10 protein-coding genes and 1 tRNA gene are annotated in these 8,319 nt (G+C 57.6%); 5 read left to right on the top strand and 6 right to left on the bottom strand.

All coding sequences use genetic code 11. The features are described from left to right. Positions 1–124: 124 nt before the first annotated feature. The gene (locus tag AB4043_RS12235; protein WP_442307158.1) at positions 125–955 is read right to left on the bottom strand and encodes a 3'-5' exoribonuclease YhaM family protein; all 831 of its coding nucleotides are present in this window, start codon (positions 953–955) and stop codon (positions 125–127) included. A 121-nt stretch (positions 956–1,076) separates the two neighbouring features. Between AB4043_RS12235 and AB4043_RS12230 the strand changes: the two genes are divergently transcribed. Further along, entirely contained in the window at positions 1,077–1,418 is a 342-nt protein-coding gene (locus AB4043_RS12230) for a YXWGXW repeat-containing protein (RefSeq protein ID WP_442303459.1), read from the top strand. 212 nt (positions 1,419–1,630) lie between these two features. Next, positions 1,631–1,990 carry a hypothetical protein gene (locus tag AB4043_RS12225; RefSeq protein ID WP_442307157.1) on the top strand — a complete coding sequence of 120 codons (360 nt, stop codon included), beginning with the start codon at positions 1,631–1,633 and terminating at the stop codon, positions 1,988–1,990. Between the two features lie 76 nt (positions 1,991–2,066). Here the strand turns inward: AB4043_RS12225 and AB4043_RS12220 are convergent, their stop codons facing one another. Together AB4043_RS12220 and AB4043_RS12215 are read right to left on the bottom strand one after the other, a co-directional pair. Then, complete coding sequence (locus AB4043_RS12220; protein WP_442307156.1) at positions 2,067–2,555, bottom strand: hypothetical protein; 489 nt, start codon at positions 2,553–2,555, stop codon at positions 2,067–2,069. Then, positions 2,498–3,535 carry a peptidylprolyl isomerase gene (locus AB4043_RS12215; RefSeq protein WP_442307155.1) on the bottom strand — a complete coding sequence of 346 codons (1,038 nt, stop codon included), beginning with the start codon at positions 3,533–3,535 and terminating at the stop codon, positions 2,498–2,500. The genes AB4043_RS12220 and AB4043_RS12215 overlap by 58 nt, the downstream gene beginning before the upstream one ends. A gap of 213 nt (positions 3,536–3,748) precedes the next feature. On the opposite strand from AB4043_RS12215, the gene AB4043_RS12210 reads away from it, so the two are divergent. Together AB4043_RS12210 and AB4043_RS12205 are read left to right on the top strand one after the other, a co-directional pair. Further along, positions 3,749–5,350, top strand: coding sequence for a S41 family peptidase (locus AB4043_RS12210; RefSeq protein ID WP_442307154.1), 1,602 nt, complete (start codon positions 3,749–3,751; stop codon positions 5,348–5,350). Between the two features lie 129 nt (positions 5,351–5,479). Next, positions 5,480–5,555: transfer RNA gene (locus AB4043_RS12205), tRNA-Ala, on the top strand. 202 nt (positions 5,556–5,757) lie between these two features. On the opposite strand, the gene AB4043_RS12200 is transcribed toward AB4043_RS12205, so the two are convergent. Next, a complete protein-coding gene (locus AB4043_RS12200; RefSeq protein ID WP_442303455.1) occupies positions 5,758–6,357 on the bottom strand; it encodes a hypothetical protein in 600 nt (199 codons plus the stop codon). Positions 6,358–6,601: 244 nt separating this feature from the next. Here AB4043_RS12200 and AB4043_RS12195 point away from each other — a divergent pair, with 244 nt between their 5' ends. Continuing rightward, the gene (locus tag AB4043_RS12195; RefSeq protein WP_442303454.1) at positions 6,602–7,492 is read left to right on the top strand and encodes a hypothetical protein; all 891 of its coding nucleotides are present in this window, start codon (positions 6,602–6,604) and stop codon (positions 7,490–7,492) included. A 58-nt stretch (positions 7,493–7,550) separates the two neighbouring features. Here AB4043_RS12195 and AB4043_RS12190 read toward each other — a convergent pair whose 3' ends face one another. Together AB4043_RS12190 and AB4043_RS12185 are read right to left on the bottom strand one after the other, a co-directional pair. Continuing rightward, positions 7,551–7,919, bottom strand: coding sequence for a hypothetical protein (locus AB4043_RS12190; RefSeq protein WP_442307153.1), 369 nt, complete (start codon positions 7,917–7,919; stop codon positions 7,551–7,553). A gap of 123 nt (positions 7,920–8,042) precedes the next feature. After that, a partial coding sequence (locus AB4043_RS12185) for a transposase (protein WP_442307152.1) occupies positions 8,043–8,319 on the bottom strand: 277 nt, incomplete at its 5' end.

The following is an 8,319-nucleotide window of genomic DNA, read 5'->3' as shown; positions in this document are numbered from 1 at the left end:
ATTCCACTGAGCATCGGTCAGCTCGTAGCGCAATACTCCCATGCAAAAACTGCAACAAAAACTCTCCCGCAGCGGAAGTGAATATGTCGATACGCCCTAGCAACCAGGAACCAGCAACTAGCAACTAGCCCTTCAGGTATTCCTTCGAATCCACCAACTGCCGGTCCATGCTCCTGATCCAGTCGGTCACCGACCCCGGCTGATTTCCACCGGCAACATGGTTCGCGAGCTGCGTCCGCAGGTTCTGCATCTTCGCTTCGAGATCGTCGATCGCGTGGAAGACCAGCGCCTCCGCAAACATCGGCAGCTTGGGCGAGCCGAACTCCAGCGATCCGTGGTGCGACAGGATGAGGTGCTCCACCAGGATGCGCAGCCTCTCCGGAAACGGCTCCACCTGCGAGATCAGTGCGAGCTTGTCGCGCAGCATCCCCATTGCAATGGAGATATGCCCGATAAGCTGTCCCTCGGCTGAGTAGGCAAAGCTCGATTTCCACTCCAGCTCGCGGGTCTTACCAACGTCATGCAGAATAGCCGCCGTGCACAGCAGATCCGGATCCACCTCGGGATACTGCGGAGCTACCCGCTTGCACATGCGCAGCAGGAAGACGACATGCTCCAGCAGACCGCCGATCCAGGCATGGTGCAGCACCTTCGCCGCGGGAGCGCTCATAAACGCCGGCCCAATGACCGGATCATCGAGGAACGCATTCACCAGCCGCTGCAGATGTATGTTGCTGAAGGCATCGACGGTCGAGCGCAGCTCCTGCCACATCTCTCCGATGTCGTACTGCGTGTGCGCCAGAAAGTCTGCCGGGTCGACCTCGCTCTCGGCCGCCAGGCGGAGCTTTTGCAGCGTGATCTGGAAGCGGCCGTTGTACTTCGAGATCTGTCCCTGCACCTTCACGTAGCAGCCGGGTTCGCAGGTACGCAGCGCGTCCTCGAACTCGTCCCACATGGATAAAGAAAGACTTCATATCCTTGAAACTCAAGAATACCCGTCAATTGTGCCCTTAGCGCAACACCATCTGACATCTCGCGCATCTTAAAGCAAAGCTGTATCCAAAACGGAGATCGCAATGAAAACAAAATGGTTGGCAGCAGTTGTCTTCGCCGGAGCACTGGCAGCTCCCGGCAATGCACAGGTCGGCATTGGCGTCACTATCGGAACACCCCCACCCCCGCTGCGTTATGAGGTTGCCCCGCCCACGCCAGGTCCTGACTATCTATGGGTTGACGGCTACTGGAGTGTCTCCGGCCGCCGCTACGTATGGGTTCCCGGCCACTGGGAGCGCCGCCCCTACGCCGGAGCGTATTACACCCATCCGCACTATGATCACTATCCCGAAGGCTGGCGCCTCCACGAAGGCCACTGGGACCGTGAAGACCACGGCGACCACCACGACTGGCACCGCCACTAAGGATGCCTAAAGAGCCACCACACCGGGTGCTCCATGTCCCCAAAGGGACATGGGTATTCGCGCACCGCGCGAATTGTCTTGCTCCGGGGTCCCTGGCCAGCGGGGCCTTTCCGCTTCCTTGCTCAAGAACCGCTCCACCTGTGCCATCAGCACAACAACACTCTCCTATCGCGCATCTCACAGCGAAGCGGTACCAAAACAACGGAGATTGAATGAAAGCAAAATTATTGGCAGCAGCCGTCTTTGCCGGATCACTGGCGGCTTCATGCAATGCCCAGGTCAGTATCGGCGTCACTATCGGAGCTCYGCCGCCCCCGCTACGTTATGAGGTACCCCCACCCATCCCGGGTCCTGAGTTTCTGTGGATCGACGGCTACTGGAATGTCGCGAGAGATCGCTACGTATGGACCCCCGGCCGCTGGGAACGCCGTCCCTACGCCAGGGCGTACTACGTCCATCCGCACTACGATCACGACCGAGGAGGTTGGCGGCTCCGCAAGGGTCATTGGGACCACGGGGACCAGGACGAAGACGACCACCACCACGGCGGCAGGCACCACCACGATGACTAAAGATTCAAACGGCAGAAAGGCCCCGTCTCCGGGGCCTTTTCTCTATGAACGCAAGTGAAGGATCCGCTCTTCACTTTTACTTATTGGTGGTATCACCAGTTCCCGCCGGTACCGGATTCTTATACGTACCGTCGTCGTTGCGCTGGCTGTTGACTTCCTTCTGCGTCTCCGAGGGAGCCTGGACGGTCTGCTGGATGCGCTTCTTCTCCTCGCCCTTCTTGCGCTTTACCTTCTTCTTCTTGGCGTTGTCACCATTCAGACCGAGAGCAGAAGACTGCACCTTGCGGCTCTGCACCTCTTCCTCGTGAGGAGCATCCGGCATGGCAGCGGCCTTCTCACGGGAAAAGGCAATCTTGCGGTCAACCTTCGCCTGCTCAAACTCCTTCTGCTTGGCGGAGTAGCGTGACTTGTGATCGGCCACCGCAGCCTTCGGCGCCAGCGGATCGACATTGGCGGCAGCCGCTGCTGCGGCAGCATCGGCATTCGCCTGTGACAGCGGATTGCTGTCTACCGGCGCGATCGCGGTGCCGGGAGCAGCTTCCTGCTGCGGCGCGGTGTTGGCCACCTGGTCCTCAGGAGCCGCAGGCAACGCCGTACGCGGAGCCTGACCGTAACGTACCTTCTCGCGCTTGATCTTCTTCGGATCACGAAGCCCTGACGAGTCCGGATGGGAGCGGTATTTTCGCCAGCCTTCAGGGGAAAGGTCTTGTCTTCAAGCACTTGCGCCAGAGCGCCGCGCTTGAACATACCCAGGTCGCCGCCCTGTGACGCTGTCGGTCCGCCGGAGACAGTCTTGGCCAGGTCCTCGAACTTCGCTCCACCGGCCAGTTGCGCGGCCACATCGTCGGCCTTCTTCTGGGCAGCGGCGACATCGGCATCGGTCGGGGTGGCCGGGGTGGGAATCAGAATCTCGGCGAGGTGGATCTGTTCCGGCTGGCTGAACTCGTTCTTGTGGGCGTTGTAGTAGCGCAGCTCGTCGGCGTGCGTCATCTGCAACTTACGGCCAACCTCGTTGCGCACTACTTCGCCGGTAATGATGTTGTTGCGAATCGAGGCCTTGAAGTCCTCAAAGCTGACACCCTGATCGCGAGCCGCCTTTTCCAGGGCCTCCATCGAGTCAAAGTGGTTCTGTTTGCGGATCTCGTCCAGGCGGCGGACAACCTCGGCATCGGCATTGACGCCGAGCTCTTTGCCCTTGGAAATCAACAGTTGCTGGTCGATCAGGTCGCGCAGCAGGTCCTTGCGGCGCTTGTCGGCATCTTCTGGTGGCAGCCGGTTCTGGGTGATCTCGCCCTCGAGCTGCTGCTGGGCGCGCTCATAGTCTGAGCGGGAGATGATCTGGTCATTCACGCGGACGACCATATCCTCCACCACCTCGGCGTCGGGCGTAATGGCCTTGGGCGTGGGCGAATTCACCGGCTGCTTCTGGGCAATGGGGCTTACATAGCGCGGAGCGCTGGGCTTCTGCTGCTGCTGCTGGGCGAACGCGGAAACAGCCAGAAGCAGGCTGGCGCTGCCTGTCAGGATGGATGGACGAATGGTCATAAATCGAAACAGAATCCCTGCCGGTTGAACTGCCATATCAGATTCGACGCGAAGGTGCCAAATCGGGTATCGACTCGCCTATTCTACGCCCCGCGAGGCGATTTTGGGCCTCGGTTCGGCTCACCTTCCAGTGCTATACTCCGTCATACGCGGGAGATAGAGCAGCCCGCGTTCAAGCTGTTTCCCTACCTGCATAAAGAGGTACCTTCCACAATGGCTCTTCGCACCCGCCGTGCCGCCTTCTCTGCAACCGTTTTCCTAGCCAGCTGCGCCCTTGCCGGTTCCTTCGTGAACCAGAGAGTCGGAGCGCAACAGGCCACTGACGAAAACAAAGTTCGCGACAGCCTTAAAAGCTTCACCAGCGCCTACGCCGTGGTCGAGCAGAACTACGCCGACCCCATGACCGGCGAGCGCATCGACAAGGCCATCTACGACGGCGCGATCCCGGGCATGCTGCACACGCTCGACCCACACTCGAACTTCTATGACCCGAAGGCCTACGCGCAGATGCGCGAAGATCAGCACGGCAAGTACTACGGTGTGGGCATGCAGATCCAGCCCCRGGGCAACAAGATTGTTGTCGTCGCTCCCTTCGAAGGCACGCCCGCATATAAGGCCGGCATTCGCCCAGGCGATGTAATCGTCACCGTTGATGGCAAGTCGACCGAAGGCATGGACTCGGCCGCAGTGGCCAGCCTGCTGAAGGGCGCCCGCGGCACTCACGTTGCTGTAGTAATGGCCCGCGAAGGCTCTGAAAAGCCCCTGACCTTCGACCTGGTCCGGGACGAGATTCCCCGCTACTCCGTTGACCTGGCTTTCCAGATCAAGCCGGGCGTTGGCTACATCCACGTCTCCAGTTTTATGGAGACCACCAGCCACGAGGTCGCCGATGCTTTGGAGAAGTTCGGCAAGGTTGACGGCCTGGTCATCGACCTGCGCGGCAACCCCGGCGGCCTGCTGAAGGAAGCTGTGGCCATGAGCGACAAGTTCCTGCAGAAGGGACAAATTGTCGTCAGCCAGAAGGGACGCGCCTTCCCGGATGAGGTCTACCGCGCCACCCGCGGCGAACAGGGTAAGTCGTATCCCATCGTCGTGCTGGTGAACCGCAACACGGCATCGGCTGCGGAGATCGTTTCCGGCGCGCTGCAGGATCACGATCGCGCTCTGATTGTGGGTGAGACCACCTTCGGCAAGGGCCTGGTGCAGACCGTTAGCACGCTGAGCGAGAACACCGGCCTGGCGCTGACCACATATCACTACTACACGCCGAGCGGCCGCCTGATTCAGCGTAATTACGACAACGTCTCGCTCTACGACTACTACTACGTACGCGACACGCCTAAGGACAACGCCAACCGCGAGGTGAAACTCACCGACAGCGGACGCACCGTCTACGGCGGCGGCGGCATCACTCCGGACGAAAAGGTCGAGACGCCGAAGTCCACGCACCTGCAGGATCAGTTGCTGATCGGCTATGCCTTCTTCAACTACTCCAAGCACTACCTGGCGACGCATCCGGTCACCAAGGAGTTCACGGTGGACGATGCAGTGATCACCGACTTCAAGAGCTTCCTGAAGTCTGCTCCATCGACGCAGAACATTGCCTACTCCGATGCTGACTTCGATGCGGTGAAGGACTGGATCAAGGCCAACATCAAGGCCGAGCTCTTCACCTCGCAGTTCGGACAGACGGAAGGTCTGCACGTCCGCGCCGACTGGGATCCAATGATCCAGAAGGCCGTCGGCTTCCTACCACAGGCACAGGCCCTGGCCGACAAGGCCGCTAACGCGCAGAAACAGGCCGCGCTGCGGTAAGTCTGGGTAGCAACACAGAATCACAGAAACACCGAAGGGCGCGTTGAGAGACGCGCCCTTCGTCTGCTAAACTAACCCTCGTTGGTTGTGCCACCGTCCGCGCCCACCAGATGCGCGGACTTCTGTTGTGGGGCTGTAGCTCAGCTGGGAGAGCGCCTCGTTCGCAACGAGGAGGTCAGCGGTTCGATCCCGCTCAGCTCCACCAAAAATCCCCTTCTCAAATTTCCTTTTTGTCATCCCGCAGAGATCTGCTTCTCTGACGAGTGCCGGGTGCCCCATATCTGGCAGCATTATCGCCAGATGTGGGTGAGGCGGCCACGACAACTTCGGTCATGCGGTAAAAGTCACCCGGCCGCATTTTGTTTGTCATCCCGTAGGGATCTGCTTCTCAGCAGACGGCCCCCGAATCAATGCGTAGTTACCGACTGCCTGCCAAGCCTCTGATTCAAGCGATCGAACATCTCCGGAAGCTCAGAGAATGGATATCGCTTGAACTCCTCCGGGCTTGAAACATCGATCATCTTGATCGGCCCCAGATTCATCTCCACATCAAACTCCCCAAGCGCACTGTCCAACAGCAGATATCCAATCTGCTGCAGACTGACATTCTCCGCATGGAAGTTAGGCAAGAAGAGATGAATGCCGGCAATCTTACCGTTATCCAACAGCGAGAACGAAACATCCTCCGGGTCCACACTGCACCCATTGAGTTCGACGGCCGGCAGCAGTACACGACGGGGCCTGAAAGCAGTGATCTTCCACTGAGGAATATTCGGCGCAGCACTCACAAGCGAGACAACCGAAGGAAAGACATCTTTCAAACCATCGGCGCTGATCACAAATTCTCTAATCGCCTCAGGTGGCCCAATCTCAAACGCAAGCCGGGCGTCAACGAGATACAGCGCCTCTCCTACCTCGTCAAGCAATGCCTCATCGTTGTATGCGCTGCTATGCAGTCGCTCCCGATTGGCAAGAAACCACTTCCAGAATCCTTCAATCTCTCCCACAGTTTCTCCCAATCTGCGACCTCTTGAAGATCAGATCAACTATGCCGCAACATCCTCGATCAGCTGACGTCATCATCTGTGCTCGCTTCCAATGGACAGCAACACAGGGACCTCGTTACGTCCCATCTGTTCCCAGGTTTCCCGTCCCCAAGTTTCCCTCCATCCGTTCCAAACGCGCCGATGCTGACACTCTAAGGCGCAGGACAGTCTCCCAAATCATCTAACAACAAAGCATCCGTTCCCGGTGGACACCACGGTAGATTTCGAAGAGAATTATGTTTCTGCCAATAAAACGCTTTTTGAGGATGTATCGATGGCGGCATCACAGGGTGATATCAAGAATCTAAATGAGCGTGCGACTAAAATCGCCGATCAAGCTTCCACGCTCGAAATGCGCGTCACCAAAATAGAAACGATGCTTGGCGGTGCCAAATGGGTCGCGTCAATCGGCACTATTGCAGTTCTTACTTGGGGTGCCTTTATCACTACGAATGTCATCGCGATGAAGCAAAATCTCGCCGATGGTGGCGCACATCAACTTGTTACGCAACTGCAGAAGGCAGATTCGCCAAAAGCGGTAGCCGCGAATATGAACCTCCTCAAGAGCGAAGTTCAAGTTGAAGTTGTTAGCAACAAAAAGCCAAACCGACAGAAGATCCGAGCAATCTCGGCGGAAGTTGAAAAGACTCTCGCACGGTTTCCAGATGTGGATGAATCTTGGTCCGCGGCTGCCGAACTCGTGAGCTACAGCACAAGTTCGACGTCTGTATCACCCGAACTGCCTCTATGCGACACCAACGTGGAGGCCGGATACATTCCCCCGCTACCCGAAATTGGCAAGGTGCCATTTTTGGCTTACCTCTTCCGCAACTGCAGACTTCGTTTGAGTTCGCTGCCTCCAGGGAATGTAATACGTGGGGGAAATTACTCGCTTGGCCGCATGGCATACGCCGTCAATGTGACCATCGTCCTCGATGACAGCGGTATAAGCGAGACAGATATCGTCAACTTAGTAGCGCTAAACTGCCGCTTTGAGTTTTCCCTATCTAAAACTCCGAAAACGAGAGCACAGAGGCTTCTTCTCGCCGCCCTACAGAATCCTGACACGTTGGAGAAGGTCCAGTTACCTGTCTGAGCTACAGTGAGGCGGCGAGAAACCTGGAGACGCGTTCTCAAGCAGATAGCGCTTCAAGTTAGATTTCGAAAGTTAATTGAGCCTGCGCGGAATTTACTGGTTGCTTTTGCCGGACGGCCTCCTCTTTGCGGAGATAACGGTCGCTCGGTTGCTGCCTCCAGATCACGAACGAAGCTCTCGTCGCCAAAGGCCTCCCGGTATGAGTCGACTGCCGAATGGCCTGAAGCTCTTCTTCTGTTTCTTTCTCTGCGAGATACTCTTTCCAACTCGATCTCTTCCAGTTTGCGGCCCAGAGTTCCATGGACAGCGATACATCACCCGCTGCCATCCCACAATGCGCGCCGGCACTGGACCAGGCCAGTCCTCTGCGGCTGAAATCAAACCCGTCCGCAGTGGGTTCAACTCTGTATAGCGCAATGCCTTCCATAGATGTGGCCGATCCAACCGACAGGAGTAGTACCTTCCCTGCCTTACATGTCCGCTCGATCCGTGTTTAGAGCATTTTTCCTGTTGCTGGGTATCCCGGGAGGAACGCGCAGCGGCGTTTTCATTACGGAAAACGCCCATAGATGCACAAGCCCTGCACTACACCTACAGGAAAAATGCTCTTAGCATTCCAGTATCCGGCATACCGGCCGTGCGTGTGCTTCAACGTCAACGCCAGGCTATCCGCCTCGTCTGGAACCATCACAAGATGAACATGATCGGACATCAGACAATATCCAACGAGGGACACCTTGTATTGCTGCATGTTTTCCTGCAACAACCTCAGGTACACAGCCCGATCTTCATCGTGCTCCAGGATGTACCGTCTTGCATTGCTACGC

The sequence above is a fragment of the Terriglobus sp. YAF25 genome (assembly GCF_052113305.1).
GTDB lineage: Bacteria > Acidobacteriota > Terriglobia > Terriglobales > Acidobacteriaceae > Terriglobus.
This window is presented reverse-complemented; position numbering and strand designations above follow the sequence as displayed.

What these genes read in the sequence shown, in the direction of transcription:
- AB4043_RS12235 (WP_442307158.1), bottom strand. Translation starts at nt 955, where the DNA reads ATGTGGGACGAGTTCGAGGACGCGCTGCGTACCTGCGAACCCGGCTGC.
- AB4043_RS12230 (WP_442303459.1), top strand. Translation starts at nt 1,077, where the DNA reads ATGAAAACAAAATGGTTGGCAGCAGTTGTCTTCGCCGGAGCACTGGCA.
- AB4043_RS12215 (WP_442307155.1), bottom strand. Translation starts at nt 3,535, where the DNA reads ATGACCATTCGTCCATCCATCCTGACAGGCAGCGCCAGCCTGCTTCTG.
- AB4043_RS12190 (WP_442307153.1), bottom strand. Translation starts at nt 7,919, where the DNA reads ATGGAAGGCATTGCGCTATACAGAGTTGAACCCACTGCGGACGGGTTT.